The following is an 18,616-nucleotide window of genomic DNA, read 5'->3' on the forward strand; positions in this document are numbered from 1 at the left end:
GTCGCCCGACAACCCGACCGGTGGCCAATTGCTAACCATTCCCACCTCTGCCACAATCGCGAACAATTCTCGTTAGTTAACATTTCCCAGTCGGTGCCGTCGTGTCGTCAGCCCAAAGCCCTCACAGTGAGCTCGTCGGTGCGTTGTATCGCGACCATCGCGGCTGGCTGCTGGGCTGGCTTCGGCGCAACGTGGCCTGCCCGCAACGCGCCGAAGACCTGAGCCAGGACACCTTCGTCCGCCTGCTCGGTCGCGAGGAACTGCTGACACCCCGCGAACCCCGCGCCTTTTTGGTGGCCATCGCCAAGGGCCTGCTGTTCGACTACTTCCGTCGAGCCGCCCTGGAACAGGCCTATCTCGCCGAACTGATGCTGATCCCCGAAGGCGAGCAGCCGTCGGTCGAAGAGCAGCAACTGATTCTCGAAGACCTCAAAGCCATCGACCGCTTGCTCGGCCAACTGTCGACCAAGGCTCGCGCCGCATTCCTCTATAACCGCCTCGACGGCCTGACCCATGCCGAGATCGCCGACAAACTCGGCGTATCGGTGCCGCGCGTGCGCCAGTATCTGGCCCAGGGCATCCGCCAGTGCTACATCGCGCTGTACGGTGAGCCGACGTGAACCCGGCCAGTTCCAAACCGGTCTCGGCCCATGTGCTGGACGCGGCGATTGCCTGGCAATTGACCCTCGATTCCAGCAGCCCGCTTGAGCGTGAAGAGTTCGCCAAATGGCACGCCGCCAACGAAGAACACGCCCGCGCCTGGCGCCAGCTGGGCATGCTCGACCAGCGTTTCAGCGTGGCCAACGGCCCGGCCCGCAGCGCGTTGCTGCAATCGCGTGAAGGCATCCGTCGTCGGGTGCGCAAGCTTGGCAGTGGTCTGGCCAGTGTTGTCGCGGTGGTCGGCCTGTCGTTGTTTGCCGCAGAACACTATCTGCCGCTGGATTACTGGCTCGCCGATCAGCGCACGGCCACCGGTGAACAACGCACCGTACGGCTGGCGGACGGCACCGTGGTCAACCTCAACACCCACAGCGCCATGGATGTGCGGTTCGATGACAAGCAGCGGCTGCTCGTGCTGCAGGAAGGTGAAATTCTCATCGAGACCGGTCATGGCGATTCACGACCGTTCATTGTCGAAACCCGTGAAGGCCGCATGCGCGCGCTGGGCACGCGGTTTCTGGTCAAACGCGAAGAACAGGGCACGCGCCTGAGCGTGTTGCAGTCGGCCGTCGCGGCACATCCACAATCCAATCCGCAGGAACAGATCCTGCGTGAAGGCCAGCAAGTGCTGATCCGCAATAACGGTCTGGATTCGGTGGTGGCGCTCACCCCCGGTGCCGATGCCTGGACCCGCGGCATGCTGGTGGTGGACAACGCCCGCCTGGAAGACCTGGTGCACGAACTCAGCCGCTATCGTCGAGGCCATCTGGGCATTGCGCGGGAAGTCGCCGATCTGCGCATTACCGGCAGCTTCCCGCTGCACGATACCGACAAGGCGTTGAGCGCCCTGCTCCCGACCCTGCCGGTGCAGATCGAGCAGCACACGCCGTGGTGGGTCACCGTGGCCAAGGCTGATCCGAAGCCCTGACACACCGCGTTGCCTGCTCGCCCCCCCATGAAAACGGACTTTCTGCTGACTCGTGCAGCGATGTCGTTCGTTAATCGAAATTATTTTCATCCAGCCCTATCACTTTTCGAATCTCGTCCGGCACCCAAGCAATTGAGAAATATTTCCATTCAGGAGCCGCCGTATGTCCCGTTCGCTAGACACCTTGTTGCGCCCCAGTTTGCTGGCGGTCGCCATCGCCCTCTGCACCCCGCTGGCCAGCAGCCAACTGATCGCCGCTGAACAGGCGTCGAGCGTACGCGCCTACAACCTGCCGGCCGCGCCGCTGTCCACCACCCTGAACCAGATCGCCAGCCAGGGCGGCCTCACGCTGTCACTGAATCCGTCGCTGGCAGCCGGCAAGACCTCGGCGCCGGTCAACGGCCAATATGACGCGGCAGGCGCACTGAGCGCTGCCCTGCGTGGCACGGGCCTGCAACTGGAACAGAGCAGCACCGGTACTTACACCCTGGTCGCCGTACCGGAAGGTGTTATGGCGCTGCCGGAAACGTCGGTGATTGGTGTGGAAAACACTGAAAGCGCCTGGGGCCCGGTCGAAGGCTACACGGCCACTCGCACCGCCGCCGGCACCAAGACCGACACCGCGCTGGTCGAAGCGCCGCGTTCGATCTCCGTCGCCACCCGCCAGCAGATGGACGACCGCAGCGTGCACAGCCTCGATGACGCCGTGCGCTACATGCCGGGCATCACCGCCAGCAGCTACGGCAGCGACACCCGCGCCGACTGGCTGCGCGTGCGTGGCTTCGAACCGACTCAATTCCTCGATGGCCTGCCACTGCCAAAAGGCGTGTACGCCAACCCGAAACAGGAAACCTGGAACCTCGACCGCCTCGCCCTGCTGCGCGGTCCGGCCTCGTCGGTTTACGGCCAGACCCCGCCGGGCGGCCTGCTGGATATGGTCAGCCGTCGCCCAAGCGATGTGCAGAGCAGCGAAATCCAGTTGCAGTACGGCAGCGACAACCACCGTCAGATCAACTTCGCCAGCACCGGCAAGATCGACGACGCCGGGCAGTTTCTCTACGGCCTCAGCGGCGTGGTCCGTGACAGCGGCACGCAGGTCGATCACGTCGACAACAAGCGCTACAACATCGCGCCGAGTCTGACCTGGAACATCGACGACGACACCAAATTCACCCTGCTGACCCAGTTCACCCGCGACGATACCGGCATCACCAGCCAGTTCCTGCCGGTACAGGGCACCAAGATCGACATGCCGTTCGGCAAGGTTTCCCACCACAAGAACCTCGGCGATCCAGACTGGGAATACTACGACCGCACCTACTACGCGCTCGGTTATGCCTTCGAACATCGCCTGAACGATGTGTGGCAGTTCAAGCAGAACCTGCGTTACACCAAATCGGATCTGTCGTTCCAGAGTTTGACCCCGGGCTCGTATCCGTTCACCCAGGTGGACAACGCTGGCAACGTCGGTCGCACCAGCACCAGTGTCGAAGAGGACATCAGCCAGTTCGCCGTGGACAACAACTTCCAGGCTGACTTTGCCACCGGAGACATCCGCCACACGCTGCTGCTGGGTCTGGATCACCAGCGCAGCAACACCAATTACACCTCGATCTTCGGTGACGGTCTGACCACCAACGTGCTCAACCCGATCTACGGTCAGCCGATCGTGCGTCCGGCGCGCTCCACCGCGTTCTACGATTACGACCAGAAGACCTACCAGACCGGTCTGTACGTGCAGGATCAGATGGCCCTCGACCAATGGCGCCTGACCCTCGGTGGTCGTGAAGACTGGGTGCACACCGGTACGAAATTCATCAACAAGGCCGACGCGACCAACACCGACCGCGACAAGGCCTTCAGCGGCAACGCGGCACTGAGCTACGTGTTCGACTCCGGTTTCGTGCCGTACATTTCCTACGCCGAATCCTTCCAGCCCACCAGTGGCGCCGACGCCTCCTCCACTGAATCGCTCAAGCCGACCGAAGGCAAGCAGTGGGAACTGGGCATCAAGTACCAGCCACCCGGTAGCAAGACCCTGCTGTCTGCCGCAGTGTATGACCTGACCCAGAAAAACGTCTCGGTCAGCTCCTTCGTCAACGGCGTATCGATCACCAGCCAGACCGGCGAAGTGAAAGTCAAAGGCCTGGAGCTGGAAGCCACCTCCGATGTCACCGACAACCTGAAAGTCATCGCTGCCTACACTCTGGCCAAGTCCGAAGTGCAGAACGGCGTCGACAAGGGCAACCGCCTGCAACTGATGCCGAACCAGCAAGCCTCGCTGTGGACCGATTACACCTGGCACAGCGGCGTGCTCGACGGCTTCGGTATCGGCGGTGGCGTGCGCTACACCGGTAACACCTACGGCGACAAGGCCAACACTTGGCTGGGCAAGGCTGACGCCTACACCGTGTTCGATGCCAGCGTGCACTACGACCTCGGTCGCCTCGACAACAGCATGAAAGGCGCATCGGTCGCGATCAACGCCACCAACCTGTTCGACAAAGACTACATTTCCACCTGCGACAGCTTCTATTGCTACTACGGCGACCAGCGCAGCGTCGTCGCCAGTGCCACTTACAAGTGGTAAACGCTTGAGCTGAAACAGGCCCTGCAACCAGGCCGTCCCTCGTGGACGGCTTTGGTGTTTTTGAAGGTCATGAAATGAAAAGTAAAACAATCCGTCGCTGGTCGTTTATCCATACCTGGACCAGCCTGATCTGTACTGTGTTTTTGCTGTTGCTGGCCCTGACCGGCTTGCCGCTGATCTTTCATCACGAGATCGAGCATCTGCTCGGTGACGCACCCCAAGTGCGCGAGATGCCGGCCGATACGCCGCACCTGAATCTGGCGCAACTGGTGCAAGCCGCCGAGGCTCATCGCCCCGGCGAAGTCGTGCAGTACTTCGGTTTCGAAGACGACGAGCCGAACACCGTGCTGACGATCATGGCGAAGACGGCAGGCACCGAGCCGAATTCCTCGCACACTTTCATGCTCGACGCCCGCACCGGCGAAGCACTGGAAACACCTTCGGCCAACGGCGGACTGATGCTGTTCATCTTGCGCCTGCACGTCGACATGTTTGCCGGTCTGCCGGGCAAGTTGCTGCTGGCGTTCATGGGCGTGTTGTTCGTGGTCGCCATCGTGTCCGGGACGGTGTTGTACCTGCCGTTCATGCGCCGTCTGGATTTCGGCACCGTGCGACGGGACAAATCCACCCGTCTGCGTTGGCTCGATCTGCACAACCTGATCGGCGTGGTGACCCTGACCTGGGCGCTGGTGGTCGGTGTTACGGGAGTGATCAGCGCCTGTGCCGATCTGATCATCGCGGCATGGCGCAACGATTCGCTCAACGCCATGATTGCGCCCTACCGCGATGCGCCGCCGCTGACTCACCTCGCACCGGCCACCCGCCTGCTGGATATCGCCGGCGAAGTCGCACCGGGGATGAAACCGGACTTCATCGCGTTCCCCGGCACTCGGTTTTCCAGCGAGCATCATTACTCGGTGTTCATGAAGGGCGGTACACACCTGACTTCGCACTTGCTGACGCCGGTGCTGATCGACGCCAGCAACTTGCAGGTCACGGCAGTCGCCGAACGGCCGTGGTACATGGACGCCATGGGCATGTCGCAGCCGCTGCACTTTGGCGACTATGGCGGCATGCCGATGAAAATTCTCTGGGCCACCCTCGACGTGCTGACCATCATCGTCCTCGGCAGCGGTGTGTACTTGTGGGTAGTGCGGCGCAAGGCAGCGAAACCGGTGTTGGAAACGGCGGAGGCTTCGGCATGAAACCGCGTCAGTCGAATTTCTGGAAAGTCTTCAGCACGCCGTTGGTGATCGCGTTGCTCAGTGCGGCGGGGTTGTTCGCAGCGTTGCTCGGCGACGGGATCTGGGATGGTTTGAGCTGGATCGGTCTGGGTGTGCCGGCCGCACTCGCCCTGCGCGGTCTGCTGCAACGGCGCTGAATGGCTTGAGCCTGACGGGCAACGCGCGATGCTGCCCGTTCATTGCCCTTGACCGAGACCCTGCCGATGTCCGCTCCCAGCATGACCCTGTTCCACAACACCCTGTCCCCGTTCGTGCGCAAAGTCATGGTGCTGCTGCACGAGACCGGCCAGCAGGATCGCGTCGCCTTGCAGGACTGCGTCCTGACACCGGTCAGTCCCTGCACTGCGCTGAACGAAGACAACCCGCTGGGCAAGATCCCAGCCCTGCGCCTGGCCGACGGCAATGTCATCCATGACAGCCGGGTGATCCTCGATTACCTCGACCACCAGCACGTCGGCAACCCGCTGATCCCTCGCGACGGCTCGGCTCGCTGGCGTCGTCTGACCCTGGCCTCGATGGCCGACGGGATCATGGACGCCTCGGTGATGGTGCGTTACGAGCAAGTACTGCGCGCCCCTGAAAAACACTGGGACGAGTGGCTCGAGGCCCAGCGCGACAAGATCCGCCGGACCCTGGCGCTGCTGGAGCGCGATGCGATTGCCGAACTGACCTGCCATTTCGACGTCGCTTCGATCAGCGTGGCCTGTGCGCTGGGTTATCTGGATCTGCGCTTCCCGGATCTGGGCTGGCGTGCAGCCAACCCGCAACTGGCCAACTGGTACTTTGAAGTGAGCCAGCGGCCATCGATGATTGCGACAATGCCGAAGGTTTGATGCGCGGGGCGGGAGGCAACGACGCAAAGATCAGCGTCACTAACACCTCCGCCTCCCGCTGCTCCTCACGCAACCCCACAAACCGGCTCATTGCACCGCTCCGAGATCAAACTCCAAGGGCTTGGCCGGTTTCTGCCCGACGCGATACCAGTCCAGGTTGCGGGTCAGCACCATGAACACACCCAGCAAGCCGAACAACAGCAACGAGCCCATCAGCAGCGCGTAATCCTCAGCGCTCAGCAAGCCGTAGAGCAGCCCATACAACGCCGCCAGCCCCGCCGAAAAACTCAAGCCGTGACGCACGCTGCGCAGCACGTGGCAAACATAAAAACCGATCAGCAACACACAACCACTGGCCGACAGCAAATACGCCAGGGCAAACCCGATGTGCTCCGACAACGACAACAACAGCAAATAGAAGAACGCCAGTGCCACACCCACCAGCGCGTATTGCACCGGGTGCACCGCCAGGCTTTTCAAAATCTCGAACAGGAAGAAACCGGCGAACGTCAGGACAATGAACAACAGCGCATATTTGATCGCCCGATCGCTCTTCAGGTATTGATCCACCGGATCGATGAAGCTCACCCCAAAACTGCGCCCGTTGAACGCCTCGCAATCGTTACCCGAGACACAGCGATTCATGGCCTCTTGCAGGTTGGTGGAGAAAAACGTGGTCTGCCAATCGGCGGTGAAGCCCTGATCGGTGATTTCACGCTTGGCCGGCAGGAAGTTGCCGATGAAGCTCGGATGTGGCCAGTTGGCGGAAAGATTCACGCGGCTGGTCTTGCCCACCGGCAGCACCTGCAACGAGCCGGTGCCTTGCAAACGCAAGTCGAAGCCGAAGGCCAGTTCCGCGGCCTGATTCGTATCCAGTGCCGGCAGCGTCGCCCGAACACCTTCGCCGAGCCAGCCCACTTGCGTGCCGGGCACGAAGTCCAGGCGTTGCGAACCGAGTTCCAGTTTCAGGGCATTTTCGATCCCGCGAATATCGCTGATGCCGATTGCCAGAAACGGCGCGTCGAACGTGTAATCGGCGAAGTCTTCCTTGATCCCCAACTGCGCCGGCAGCGAAAAATGCCCGCTGATGCGGTTGTCGGCGTGGAACAGCCGCGCCTCGTAGATCCCCCGGGCACGCAGTTCGGTCTGCACCTGGCCGTCGAGTTCGAAACCCTCCGGCAGGAAGTACAAACGCCCGCGCTCCTCGCCGATTTCCTGATAACGCTCGTCGCTCTTCTCCCTGGTTTTCCAGGTGCGCACCACTTTACGGTACGGCACGACCATCACCGGGCCGCTGATCTGCTGGCTGTAGCTGGAACTGCGGGCAATGTCTTCAAGCACCCCGTCGCGCAGTTGCTGGCGATCATCGATGACGCCGTCGATCATCAGCAGCGGCACCAGCAGTAACAGGATCAACAGGGCAATGGCCCCGAGCTTGAATGTCAGATTTCGGTTCATCAGAACGCTCCCTTGTTGGAATGGAGCGAGTCTGCAAACGCTGTGTGGGTTTGTGATGGAGGTTTTGTGGGCTTTGTGTGGAAATACCTGTAAAACGCTTTTCCCGTCATCGAGTGCAGGACCATTGCGACCCGTACGGGCCGGATTCGAACAAGGAATATTCAGTTGAGAAACAACTCATTCGACTTGATCAGGCATTTTGCGGCACTGATGGTGCTGGTCAGTCACCACTTCGTACTTTCGGGCCAGGAAGAACCAGGCATCGCCGGTTACAACTCATTGGGGGGCATTGCCGTCATCGCCTTCTTCTCGATTTCCGGCCTGCTGATCACCCACAGCTTCCTCAATGCCAGAAGCGTCACCGACTACCTGGCCAAACGTGTCGCGCGGATTTTTCCGGCACTGATCGCCTGCGCTTTCATCATGACGTTTGTGGCGGGCGGGATATTTGCCGACGGCTATATCACCGGGCCTGCGGCGCTGATCGACTTCCTGCGCATCTCGCTGTTCGGCCGCGCGACGATCGATCCAATCACCAACGGATTTATCTTCGGCGAGTCGTTCAACGGCAGCCTGTGGACGCTGAAGATCGAATTCACCTTTTATCTGTTGGTGGCGGTCGCGCTGGGGCTGTGCCGCCGGGCTGCGGCGGTCGGTGCAATGCTTGTGGCGTTCTGTATTGCGACCTACGTGCTGGGCAATGGCCCCACCACAGCGCTGACGCAGAAACTGGCGGTGTATGGCAGTGTCGGCATCGCCTTTTTTGCCGGATCGCTGCTGGCTTTCTACAAGCAATACCTGAGCGCCAGGCTCCGATTGGCAATGACGCTGGTGGCCTGTCTCGGCCTGATCCCATTTGCAACGGGAACGCCATTGGCCGCAGTCGTCGTTACGCTGTGCATTTGTCTGGCGACGTTGAGCCTGGGCCTGCTGTATGTCGATAGCACCATCCGGGGACGGTTCGATCTGTCTTACGGCATCTACCTGTATGCGTTTCCCGTACAACAGTTGGTGATCAACAAGACGTCGCTGACGTTCGTGCCTTCCATGCTCGTGTCGGCGCTGATCGTGATCGTGTTGGCCATCGCGTCCTGGCTGTGGATCGAACGACCGGCACTGCAGTGGGTGCATCGCCGAAGCAAGGCCCGAATCAATGAGGTAATGACACCGTCCTGAGCAGGAGACGGGGCGCTCTAGTGTTCACGGCAGGTGCAATTGCACCTGCACGCCACCGTGAAGGTTGTCGATGCGCAGAGAACCACCGTGCAACTTGACCACTTCTTCGACGAAGTTCAGCCCAAGCCCCGTGCTTTTGCGCCCACTGTCCGGACGCGGCAATGAATAGAATCGCTCGGTCAGACGCGCCAGCGCGTAATCGGGAATCGGCGCGGCTTCGTTGAACAACCGAAACTCGATCTGCTCGCCAATCCGCTCGGCCTCGAACCGCAGCAAACCTCGGGGCGGCGTGAAATCCAGCGCGTTCTCCAGCAGATTGCCCAAAGCCTGACGCAGCAGGAACGGCTCGCCGATCAGTGACAGGTCGGCCGCAAGGGTGCGCTCGATTCGCAACTGCTTGCCCTCGATTCTCGCCGCCTGAGCCTGCAACACTTCATCGACCAGCGCCGCAAGCGGTACAGCGACGCGCTCTTCCAGTGCCTGACGCTGCTCCACCTGGGCCAAATCGAGCAACCGCTCGATCAGTTGCTGCATGCGCGCACTTTCGCTGTCGATATTGCCGACGAAGCGCTGCCGTTGCGCCAGCGGCATTTCGCCTTGCAACAACTCCGCAGCACCGCGAATCGCCGCCAGCGGACTCTTCAATTCATGGGTCAAGGTGTGGACGTAGCGCTCGACATAGGCTTTGCCTTCGAGCTGGGTACGCATCTGCTCCACGGCGCTCGCCAGTTGTTCCAGCTCACCGCCACGGTAATGCGGCACTTCCACCCGGCGCCCTTCGCTCACGGCCTCGGCATAACGGGTCAAACGGTGCAGTGCCCGGCTCAGCCACCACGACAACAACGCACCCAGCAACAGACCCAGGATAATCAGCCCGGCGCCATAACCCAGCAAGCGGCGCTCGGTCCGGTCGACATAGGGTTGCAATGAGCTGTTGGGCTTGGCCACGGTGACCACGCCAATGATCTGGCCAGCGTCGCGGATCGGCGCACCGACGTGCATGACCGAAGAGTTCGGATCATTGGGGTCGCTGCGGCTGGAGCGCGCGCCGTATTCGCCGCGCAGGGTCAGGTAGACGTCGTTCCAGCGCGAGTAATCCTGACCGACCGCAAGTCCACTGGAATCCAGCACTACGATGCCCTTGGCGTCGGTGACGTAGATGCGGTGGTTGACCTGGTTTTTCGGCAGGCCCCAGATCGTCGCTTTCGGCTGGCGCTCACCATAGGCGCGGAGCAGTTCCGGCCAGCGATTCTGGCTGAGGGTGCCGGCCTTGAAATCATCCTTGAGGATTTCCGCCATCAGGTTGGCGGTGTCGACCAGGGTCTCCTCGGTGGACTGCCGCACGCCGGGGCGGATTTCCTCCATCACGGTGTTGAGCACGAAATAACCGGTGAGGCCGATAAACAGCACGTACACCAGGAAAATCCGCAGCCCCAGTGACATCAGCTGTGCCCCGGGCTGTAGCTGTAGCCGAGGCCGCGATGGGTCTGGATCGGTTCGGCTTCAGCGCGTATCAGGCGCAACTTGGCGCGCACGCTCTTGATGTGGCTGTCGATGCTGCGTTCGTAGCCGGCATCGGCTGCCACGCCCAACGCATCGAGCAGTTGCTCGCGGCTGAACACCCGCTCGGGTTGTTCGAGCAGGCATTGCAGCAGGCGGAATTCATGACGGGTCAGGCTCAATGCCTGGCCGCGATAGCTGATCTGCACGCGTTCGGGATCGATGCGAAACACCCCCGACCACGCTTCGGTCGGCGGACGCGGTGCCATGCGTTTGAGAATCGCCCGGACCCGCGCCGCCACTTCCCGTGGGCTGAACGGCTTGACCACGTAGTCGTCGGCACCGATCTCCAGGCCCACTACGCGATCGATCTCGGCATCCCGGGCGCTGAGAAACAGTACCGGCACTTCGCTGAACCGGCGCAGTTGCTTGCAGGTTTCGAAACCGCTGATGTCCGGCAGGCCGATGTCGAGGATGATCAGGTCGGCCGGCGTCTGACGCTGATGTTCAAGTGCCGCCGCGCCGAGGCTCAGCCAGGTCGTGGTGAAACCCTCGCCCTGCAAGGCAAAAATCAGCGTGTCGGCAATCGCCGCTTCGTCTTCGACAATCAGGATATGAGGCATGGCGTCCGAGCCTGTGAATTAAGTGCGCGAACGGTGCCCCAAGCCTGACGTTACGTCAATGAGACCACTTAGCAGTCCGGCTTGTCGGCGGTGAAACGACGCGCCGGATTTACCGCTGCGCCAAACTCACGCAAGGCCTTGGCACCGATCAGCAGTGGATAGTTGAAATGGCTGCGGTCGGTCAGGTTGACCTCCACGGTGCGCTTGACGTTGCCCAGGCACAGCTCCAGATCGACTACCGGGCGCTTGGCGACTTCCGTGGTGTCGCGATCCTCGTCGTCCTCGTCGGAACGGCTCTTGATCTTGCTGATCCGTGCGATTTTGTGTTCGAACACCTTGTTGCTGGCGTCCTTGGTAGCGAGACGGAAACGCACCCAGTCTTCGCCGTCGCGGGTGAAGGTCTCGATGTCCTTGGCCGACAGCGAAGCGGTCAGCGCACCGGTGTCCATTTTCGCCTTGAGCACTTGCCCGCCGATTTCCGGCAGCGCGATGTATTCGTAACGCCCGTACAGGGTTGGCTCAGCGGCCAGCACCGGCAGGGCAACAAGGGAAAGCAATGCAAGGAGGGATTTCACGTAAAGGGCTTCCTTGAGAAATGGGGCGTCAGACGCGAGATTTTAGACCGCTGTTCACTTGATCGTTCCCGCAAGGCTAACGCGCCAAAGGTGAAACATTCGTAACCCGCGATTTGGCCTGTCGCCCGAAGCCACTTATCATGGCGCGCCCATCCGCTTTCAAGAGTTGCTTATGCGCCGCCTGCTCACCGGCTGTTTCGTCACCCTGCTGTTATTACTCAACACCCTGGTGCTGTTCGGCCCGCTGATGGTGTTCGCCCTGCTCAAGCTGATCCTGCCGGGACGCTTGCGCGATTACGCTTCATGGGCGGTGATGTGGATCGCCGAAACCTGGGCGGAAATCGACAAACTGATCTTCCGCCTGTGCATCCCGACGCAATGGGACATTCGTGGCGGCGATGATCTGCGTGGCGACACGTCGTATCTGGTGATCAGCAACCATCAGTCGTGGGTCGATATCCCGGCGCTGATCCAGACCCTCAACCGGCGCACGCCGTTCTTCAAGTTCTTCCTCAAGAAAGAATTGATCTGGGTACCGTTCCTGGGCCTGGCCTGGTGGGCGCTGGATTACCCGTTCATGAAGCGCTACACCAAGGCATTTCTGGCAAAGCACCCGGAACTGGCGGGCAAGGATCTGGAAATCACCAAAGCGGCGTGCGAGCTGTTCAAGCGTCAGCCGGTGACGGTGGTCAACTATCTGGAAGGCACTCGCTATACCGCGGCCAAAAGCACGCAGCAACAGTCACCGTTCAACCACTTGCTCAAGCCCAAGGCGGGCGGCGTGGCGTTTGTGCTGGCGGCGATGGGTGAACAACTGGACGCGATTCTCGATGTGACCGTGGTCTATCCACAGCCGAAAATTCCGGGGTTCTGGGACCTGATCAGCGGCAACGTGCCGCGCGTGATCATCGACATCCGCACCCGTGAGCTGGACCCGGCGCTGTGGCAGGGCGATTACGAAAACGATCCGGTGTTTCGCGAGAAGGTCCAGAACTGGGTCAACCAGCTCTGGACCGAGAAAGACCAGCGCATCGCCGAACTGCGCGGCGAGCGCGGCTGATCAGCGGGGGTCGGTCAACCGCCGACACCCCAGACACCGCCGAGGGTTTTCAGCAGCGAACCGCCAACGCCCTGGTCACCCAGGTACTTGAGGATCACCGGAGCAAACTGGCCGACCATGCTGTCGTTCATGCCCAGTGCGCCGAATGCACTGTTCAGATCATTGGTGCTCTTCACGTTGCCCAGTGCATTTTCCAGCCCTGCCGACTTGCCGGAAGAACCGAGCACACTGCTCAACGCTCCCAGCTGGCCGGCACCGCCCGACAGTTTGTCGAGCCCCGGAACGCTTTTGGCCAGTTCCGAATAATCACTGCCGCTGAGCTTGTTCTTCGCCAGGCCAAACATGGCACTGGTGCCACCGACGGCTTGTTGCGGCGTAACACCCAGACCGGTGACCGCTTGCAGCAGACCGGCCGTTTCCGACGTCGGTGCTGCGGCGGTGGCCGCGTTGCCGCCCTGCATGCTCGAGGCTGCCTTGGTCACGTCATCCAGGCTGAAGCCTGCGAAAACCGGGCTCGCCACAACCGTCATCAGCGAAGCCAGTGCGATACCGCGTGAAATCTTCATCCAGACACCCTCTTTCGTCATGAAAAACCGCCCGTCACGGGTGGCAAAACTGTCGGTTTGACCGGCGATTCGCCAGCCTGTTCCGAGCGTAGCGCATCCATTTTGAGCCGGCCCGCGTATAGGAAATGTGAAACCCCGGAAATCGAACCATGAATGGCACGAGCGCTGTAGCTGAACTAGCCTGTGAACTACCCGAAACCAGCGCCCGCCCTGTCTGGAGACTTGTCATTACCCTCGCCGACACCGATCAGCTGCGGCAATTGCTGGCCCAGTGCTCACTGGGCGACCGCCGTGCCTTCGAAACGCTGTACCGCAGCGTGGGCCCGCGCCTGCACGGTGTGGCCTTGCGGTTCATGGGACGCCCGGATCTTGCCGAGGAAGTGTTGCAGGAAAGCTTCGTGCGGATCTGGAACAACGCCTCGCGCTACGAATCGCACCTGTCGGCGCCGATGACCTGGATGATCAACATCACCCGCAATCAGGCCATCGATCAACTGCGCAAGCACCGCGACCGGCCCCTGACCGATTTTGAACAGGATGCTCTGGCGGACGAAGGCCCATCGGCCCACGAACAGTTGAACAGCGCCCGTGAAGCCACGGCCCTGAACCGCTGCCTGGAAACCCTTGAAGGCATGCAGCGCCAATCGATTACCGTGGCGTATTTTCAGGGTTTGTCCTGCTCGGAACTGGCCGAGCATCTGGCCGCACCGCTGGGCTCGGTCAAATCATGGATTCGCCGTGGCATGGAACGCCTGCGCCGGTGCCTTGAATCATGAACTACCAGACCCCTGCCCTGCGCCGCGCCCTCGCCGCCGATTACGCCATCGGCTTGATGGCTGCGCCGGCCCGTCGGCGTTTCGAGCAACTGCTGCTGGAGGACGCCGCACTGCGCGCCGAACTGGCGCATTGGCAGGAAAGCCTCGCCAGCCTCACCGAAACATTGCCGGAGGTTCCGGTGCCCGAGCACGTATGGCACGGCGTAACCGCGCGGATCGAACCGCAAGTGCTGCACGTCCCCGAGAAGCGTCCGTTCTGGAACTGGCTGCGGGTGACGGCGGCACTGGCCTCCATCGTGGTGCTGGTCTTCCTCGGCTCGCTGTACACCCACGACGACGCCCGCTACCGCGCCACCCTGCTCAGCGCCGACGCGCAACCAGCGCTGAAGGTCGAGGCGCATGACGATTACCTGCAAGTCGAGCCGCTGACACTGGCGGCTGTCGATCCGCAGCGCAGCCTGGAACTGTGGGCGATTCCCGCCGATGGCAAGCCGATTTCACTGGGCGTGATTCCGGTGGGGGGCAAAGGCAAGGTTGAATTGAGCGACGCGCAGAAGGTGTTGATCGGCAAGCCGATTGCGCTGGCGGTGAGTCTTGAGCCGAAGGGTGGGTCGCCGACCGGGCAGCCGACGGGGCCGGTTCTTTATCAAGGGGCGTTGGCAGCGCTGTGAATGAGATCAGGAACGGAAAAGGCATGCTCTCTGCCCAAAAGTAATTGCCAACGCATCCTTTATTCCAAAACAGGCTTATTGACTGTCAGATCTGACAGTACCTTAAAAAACGACAGTATCTGAACATGTGTCCTCCAACCCTGTAACGGAGTACGTCCCATGCTCAAATATCTGATTGCCGGTTCAGTCATCGCCCTGACACTCAGCAGCACTGTCTATGCAAATTGCCTGGAGGCCACGTCATTCAAAAAGCTGAGTGACGGTAAATTCGAAGCAACGAGTCCCTATGGCAAGGTTGAAGTTGATGTTGATCCCGGCAGCGCCAGTGAAAGCGATGTCCAGGCACTTCCCTTCACTGCCGCACGAGCAAAAGAAACGACTACCAATGCGGCCCGAGTCATTTGCCAATACGAAAGCAAAGGATCGGAAATTGGCGCCTCACTGGTCTTGAAAAAAGGATCGCCGATCAATCTGACCGGACCAGACTGGAAAAACGATGATTGCGCAACGAAGGACGGTGACGTTCAAAAGTGCGCTTTCAACTAGTCGAACGTTTCGATGACAGCACAATACAATTTCACGAAAAAGGGCGACCTGACCGGTCGCCCTTTTTCGTGGCTACAACTTACGCCGCACTAAACAACTTATGCGGATCAATCACAAACTTCTTCGGCACGCCCGCATCGAACTCGCCGTAGCCTTCCGGCGCCTGGTCGAGGCTGATGACCTGCACGCCTACCACTTCGGCGATGTTGATGCGGTCCCACATGATCGCCTGCATCAGCTGGCGGTTGTACTTCATTACCGGGGTCTGGCCGGTATGGAAGCTGTGGGATTTGGCCCAGCCGAGGCCGAAACGGATACTCAGGCTGCCCATTTTTGCGGCGGCATCCACAGCGCCCGGATCTTCAGTCACGTACAGGCCCGGGATACCGATCTTGCCGGCTACGCGCACCACGCCCATCAGCGAGTTGAGTACGGTGGCCGGGGCTTCGGATTTGACGCCGTCGTGGCCATGGCCACGGGCTTCGAAACCGACGCAGTCCACCGCGCAATCCACTTCAGGCTCGCCCAGCAATGCGGCGATCTGTTCGTGCAGCGGAGTGTCTTTGGACAGGTCGACGATTTCAAACCCCTGAGCCTTGGCGTGGGCCAGGCGGATGGTGTTGACGTCGCCGATGATCACCACCGCCGCACCGAGCAAGCGTGCAGAAGCAGCAGCCGCCAGACCGACCGGCCCCGCGCCGGCAATGTACACGGTGCTGCCCGGGCCAACGCCGGCAGTGACGGCGCCGTGGTAACCGGTCGGCAGGATGTCGGAGAGGCAGGTCAGGTCACGGATTTTCTCCATGGCCTTGTCGCGGTCCGGCAGTTTCAGCAGGTTGAAGTCGGCGTACGGCACCAGCACGTACTCGGCCTGGCCGCCGGTCCAGTCGCCCATGTCGACGTAACCGTAGGCACCGCCGGCGCGGGCCGGGTTGACGGTCAGGCAGACGCCGGTGTGTTGCTCCTTGCAGGAACGGCAGCGCCCGCAAGCCACGTTGAACGGAACGGACACCAGATCGCCGATTTTCAGGTTCTCGACATCGGAACCCTTCTCGATCACTTCACCGGTGATTTCATGACCCAGTACCAGACCGGTCTGCGCCGTGGTGCGGCCGCGCACCATGTGCTGGTCGGAGCCGCAAATGTTGGTTGAAACCACACGCAGGATGACACCGTGCTCGATCTTCCTGCCGCGCGGATCCTGCATTTTCGGATAGTCGATTTTCTGTACTTCGACCTTGCCAGCGCCGAGATACACCACACCACGATTGCCAGACATGCTTTCACCTCGCTGTTGTTTTTATGGAACCGCGCCGCCCAGGCAGGCAGCGCGTTAAGTGCTCGGGTACAGATGCTGATTCTTGTGTTGCCTGTTATGGCCTCATCGCTGGCAAGCCAGCTCCCACACGGTCCTGTTGGATTCAAATTTTGTGAACGACACAAAACCCTGTGGGAGCGAGCTTGCTCGCGATAGCAATCTAAAGAACGACGGTGCGATTGGCGTTCAAAAACACCCTCCGCTCAATGTGATACCCGACGGCCCGTGCCAGCGTCAGGCCTTCTATGTCGCGGCCCTTGGCGATCAGGTCTTCGGGGTAATGACTGTGATCCACCGCCTCGACGCCCTGGGCAATGATCGGCCCCTCGTCGAGGTCGTTGTTGATGTAGTGCGCGGTGGCGCCCACCAGTTTCACGCCCTTGTTGTAGGCCTGGTGATACGGCTTGGCGCCCTTGAAGCCCGGCAGCAGCGAGTGATGAATGTTGATCGCCTTGCCATCGAGCTTGCGGCACAGCTCTGGCGACAGCACCTGCATGTAGCGGGCGAGGATCACCAGTTCGGCGCCGGACTCTTCGATCACCTGCCACACCTGACGCTCCTGCGACGGCTTGTCGTTGGGGTCGAGGGGGAAGTGGTAGTAGGGAATCTGGTGCCAGTCGGCCAGCGGCTTGAGGTCCGGATGGTTCGACACCACCGCCGCTACGTCCATCGACAACTGGCCGATGCGCTGGCGGTAGAGCAAGTCGTTGAGGCAGTGATCGGCCTTGGAGACCATGATCACCACTTTTGGCCGGTAGTTCGGCGCGGTCAGCTCGAAGATCATGCCGAACGCCTGACCGCGTTCGGCGAGGCTGGCGCGGAAGGATTGCTCGTCAAAACCGTCGGGCTGGCGGAATTCCACGCGTATGAAGAACCGGCCCGAGAGCCGGTCGTCGAACGAGTGGTGCTCGGTGACGTAGCAGCCCTGCTCGAACAGAAAACGCGTCACCGCGTCCACGGTGCCGAGAACGCTGGGGCAGTCGGCGGTCAGAATCCATGTGTCTGGGGCGCGGCTCATGGTGCGGTGACTCCTGTTCTTTGTGCGGGGTGTCAGGGAGCTTTCCCCCTCACCCTAGCCCTCTCCCGGAGGGAGAGGGGACTGACCGGGTTGTTCTTTCGAGCTACGCCGACGTGAGAAACCGAGTCGAACTCAGGCTTTGAAACCAACCGAGATCAGCTCCCTTTCCCCCTTGGGAAGAGAGGGGACTGACCGAAGTGTCTGCAGAGCTACATCGACCTGAATTTCGCGGGTGAATGTAGATCGCAAAAACAACCGAGATCGGCTCCCTTTCCCCCTCTCCCCCCTGGGGGCGGTCCGACGTTTCGGGAGGGCTGGGGTGAGGGGGTAGGATCTCAAGCCCTACTCACTAGCCGTTGCAACTCAATCTACTTAGGCCTGAACGCTCAGGCCGTACTCAGCCGAAGCATCCTGCAACCACAACCACCAGTAATCCGAGAAGCTGCGACGAATCAGCAGTTCCCAGGTGTCTTCGGCGGTGTGACGAATCATCAACTGCGACTTGGCGAACACCGTGCCGACAGCCTTGCCGACCGGGAAGTTGTTCGGGTGCACGTCATAGCTGGTGGACTTCATCAGCACCTGACGCACGTTCGGGCCGCTCAATTCGAGCACTTGCTGGCCGCCGCTGACGTTGACGATTGCAATGTGCAGATCGCCCAGCGCCTCGCGCAGTTTCTGCTCGGCCGCGAGCTCTTCACCGCTCGGCACGATCAGCAACCACTCGTCCGGCCCCATCCATTGCAGGCTGGTTTCGCCTTTAACGATCACGCTCAGAGCGCCCGGCAACTCAATGCCCAGAGCCTTGTGCACGCCGGCAGCGAACGCGGCATCGTGGCCGTCGCCACGAATGGTCAGGTGGCCGAGGAGTTTCTTCTCGCGCACGGTCACACCGGCGGTCTTGCGGCCCTTGCCCACCAGGCTGGCGAGGTCGGCGTGATGCAGCGACGACTCGGCCTTGGCCCCGGTGGTCGGGCGTTGTTGGTAAACGTTGGCTGCGGTCATAAAGCACCCTTCCTGAATTCTGTGTTCTCTGTGGGAGCTGGCTTGCCAGCGATAGCGTTGTATCAGTCA

19 protein-coding genes are annotated in these 18,616 nt (G+C 61.0%); 11 read left to right on the top strand and 8 right to left on the bottom strand.

What is annotated here, in order from left to right; genetic code table 11:
• Nucleotides 1-101 precede the first annotated feature (101 nt).
• The 6 genes from JJN09_RS20590 (at nucleotide 102) to JJN09_RS20615 (ending at nucleotide 6,255) form a co-directional block, all read left to right on the top strand.
• Nucleotides 102-620 carry an RNA polymerase sigma factor gene (locus JJN09_RS20590; RefSeq protein WP_096817822.1) on the top strand — a complete coding sequence of 173 codons (519 nt, stop codon included), beginning with the start codon at nucleotides 102-104 and terminating at the stop codon, nucleotides 618-620.
• Nucleotides 617-1,588: a FecR family protein gene (locus tag JJN09_RS20595; RefSeq protein ID WP_249483386.1), complete on the top strand. Its 972-nt coding sequence runs from the start codon at nucleotides 617-619 to the stop codon at nucleotides 1,586-1,588. Before JJN09_RS20590 ends, JJN09_RS20595 begins: the two co-directional genes overlap by 4 nt.
• Before the next feature lie 163 nt (nucleotides 1,589-1,751).
• Nucleotides 1,752-4,178, top strand: a complete 2,427-nt coding sequence (locus JJN09_RS20600) for a TonB-dependent siderophore receptor (RefSeq protein WP_249483388.1) — start codon at nucleotides 1,752-1,754, stop codon at nucleotides 4,176-4,178.
• Nucleotides 4,179-4,252: 74 nt separating this feature from the next.
• Nucleotides 4,253-5,383 (top strand): PepSY domain-containing protein, encoded by a 1,131-nt coding sequence (locus JJN09_RS20605; protein WP_249483390.1) that lies wholly within the window; start codon nucleotides 4,253-4,255, stop codon nucleotides 5,381-5,383.
• Complete coding sequence (locus JJN09_RS20610; protein ID WP_085709174.1) at nucleotides 5,380-5,559, top strand: hypothetical protein; 180 nt, start codon at nucleotides 5,380-5,382, stop codon at nucleotides 5,557-5,559. Before JJN09_RS20605 ends, JJN09_RS20610 begins: the two co-directional genes overlap by 4 nt.
• A 66-nt stretch (nucleotides 5,560-5,625) precedes the next feature.
• Nucleotides 5,626-6,255, top strand: coding sequence for a glutathione S-transferase (locus tag JJN09_RS20615; protein ID WP_249483391.1), 630 nt, complete (start codon nucleotides 5,626-5,628; stop codon nucleotides 6,253-6,255).
• Between the two features lie 87 nt (nucleotides 6,256-6,342).
• Here the strand turns inward: JJN09_RS20615 and creD are convergent, their stop codons facing one another.
• Nucleotides 6,343-7,713: a cell envelope integrity protein CreD gene (gene creD / locus JJN09_RS20620; RefSeq protein WP_249483393.1), complete on the bottom strand. Its 1,371-nt coding sequence runs from the start codon at nucleotides 7,711-7,713 to the stop codon at nucleotides 6,343-6,345.
• 165 nt (nucleotides 7,714-7,878) lie between these two features.
• Between creD and JJN09_RS20625 the strand changes: the two genes are divergently transcribed.
• Complete coding sequence (locus JJN09_RS20625) at nucleotides 7,879-8,889, top strand: acyltransferase family protein (protein ID WP_368388967.1); 1,011 nt, start codon at nucleotides 7,879-7,881, stop codon at nucleotides 8,887-8,889.
• 24 nt (nucleotides 8,890-8,913) lie between these two features.
• Here JJN09_RS20625 and creC read toward each other — a convergent pair whose 3' ends face one another.
• From creC to JJN09_RS20640, 3 genes are all read right to left on the bottom strand, one after another.
• On the bottom strand, nucleotides 8,914-10,332 hold the full coding sequence (gene creC / locus JJN09_RS20630; protein WP_249483396.1) for a two-component system sensor histidine kinase CreC: 1,419 nt from the start codon (nucleotides 10,330-10,332) through the stop codon (nucleotides 8,914-8,916).
• On the bottom strand, nucleotides 10,332-11,012 hold the full coding sequence (gene creB, locus JJN09_RS20635) for a two-component system response regulator CreB (RefSeq protein WP_249483398.1): 681 nt from the start codon (nucleotides 11,010-11,012) through the stop codon (nucleotides 10,332-10,334). Before creB ends, creC begins: the two co-directional genes overlap by 1 nt.
• A gap of 68 nt (nucleotides 11,013-11,080) precedes the next feature.
• A complete protein-coding gene (locus JJN09_RS20640; protein WP_085709168.1) occupies nucleotides 11,081-11,587 on the bottom strand; it encodes an ATP-dependent zinc protease in 507 nt (168 codons plus the stop codon).
• 172 nt (nucleotides 11,588-11,759) lie between these two features.
• On the opposite strand from JJN09_RS20640, the gene JJN09_RS20645 reads away from it, so the two are divergent.
• Nucleotides 11,760-12,647: an acyltransferase gene (locus JJN09_RS20645; protein ID WP_249483399.1), complete on the top strand. Its 888-nt coding sequence runs from the start codon at nucleotides 11,760-11,762 to the stop codon at nucleotides 12,645-12,647.
• A 14-nt stretch (nucleotides 12,648-12,661) separates the two neighbouring features.
• Here the strand turns inward: JJN09_RS20645 and JJN09_RS20650 are convergent, their stop codons facing one another.
• Complete coding sequence (locus tag JJN09_RS20650) at nucleotides 12,662-13,213, bottom strand: DUF2780 domain-containing protein (RefSeq protein ID WP_249483401.1); 552 nt, start codon at nucleotides 13,211-13,213, stop codon at nucleotides 12,662-12,664.
• Between the two features lie 149 nt (nucleotides 13,214-13,362).
• Between JJN09_RS20650 and JJN09_RS20655 the strand changes: the two genes are divergently transcribed.
• From JJN09_RS20655 to JJN09_RS20665, 3 genes are all read left to right on the top strand, one after another.
• Nucleotides 13,363-13,989, top strand: a complete 627-nt coding sequence (locus tag JJN09_RS20655) for a sigma-70 family RNA polymerase sigma factor (protein WP_249483402.1) — start codon at nucleotides 13,363-13,365, stop codon at nucleotides 13,987-13,989.
• Nucleotides 13,986-14,660: an anti-sigma factor gene (locus JJN09_RS20660; RefSeq protein WP_249483404.1), complete on the top strand. Its 675-nt coding sequence runs from the start codon at nucleotides 13,986-13,988 to the stop codon at nucleotides 14,658-14,660. The genes JJN09_RS20655 and JJN09_RS20660 overlap by 4 nt, the downstream gene beginning before the upstream one ends.
• Nucleotides 14,661-14,819: 159 nt before the next feature.
• Nucleotides 14,820-15,206 carry a hypothetical protein gene (locus tag JJN09_RS20665; RefSeq protein ID WP_102619754.1) on the top strand — a complete coding sequence of 129 codons (387 nt, stop codon included), beginning with the start codon at nucleotides 14,820-14,822 and terminating at the stop codon, nucleotides 15,204-15,206.
• Nucleotides 15,207-15,285: 79 nt separating this feature from the next.
• On the opposite strand, the gene fdhA is transcribed toward JJN09_RS20665, so the two are convergent.
• From fdhA to soxG, 3 genes are all read right to left on the bottom strand, one after another.
• On the bottom strand, nucleotides 15,286-16,485 hold the full coding sequence (gene fdhA / locus JJN09_RS20670) for a formaldehyde dehydrogenase, glutathione-independent (RefSeq protein WP_096817794.1): 1,200 nt from the start codon (nucleotides 16,483-16,485) through the stop codon (nucleotides 15,286-15,288).
• 199 nt (nucleotides 16,486-16,684) lie between these two features.
• A complete protein-coding gene (purU, locus tag JJN09_RS20675) occupies nucleotides 16,685-17,542 on the bottom strand; it encodes a formyltetrahydrofolate deformylase (RefSeq protein ID WP_249483405.1) in 858 nt (285 codons plus the stop codon).
• A 372-nt stretch (nucleotides 17,543-17,914) separates the two neighbouring features.
• A complete protein-coding gene (gene soxG / locus JJN09_RS20680) occupies nucleotides 17,915-18,547 on the bottom strand; it encodes a sarcosine oxidase subunit gamma (RefSeq protein ID WP_249483407.1) in 633 nt (210 codons plus the stop codon).
• Nucleotides 18,548-18,616 lie beyond the last annotated feature (69 nt).

The organism is Pseudomonas sp. HS6, assembly GCF_023375815.1.
In the GTDB taxonomy this organism is placed as follows: domain Bacteria; phylum Pseudomonadota; class Gammaproteobacteria; order Pseudomonadales; family Pseudomonadaceae; genus Aquipseudomonas.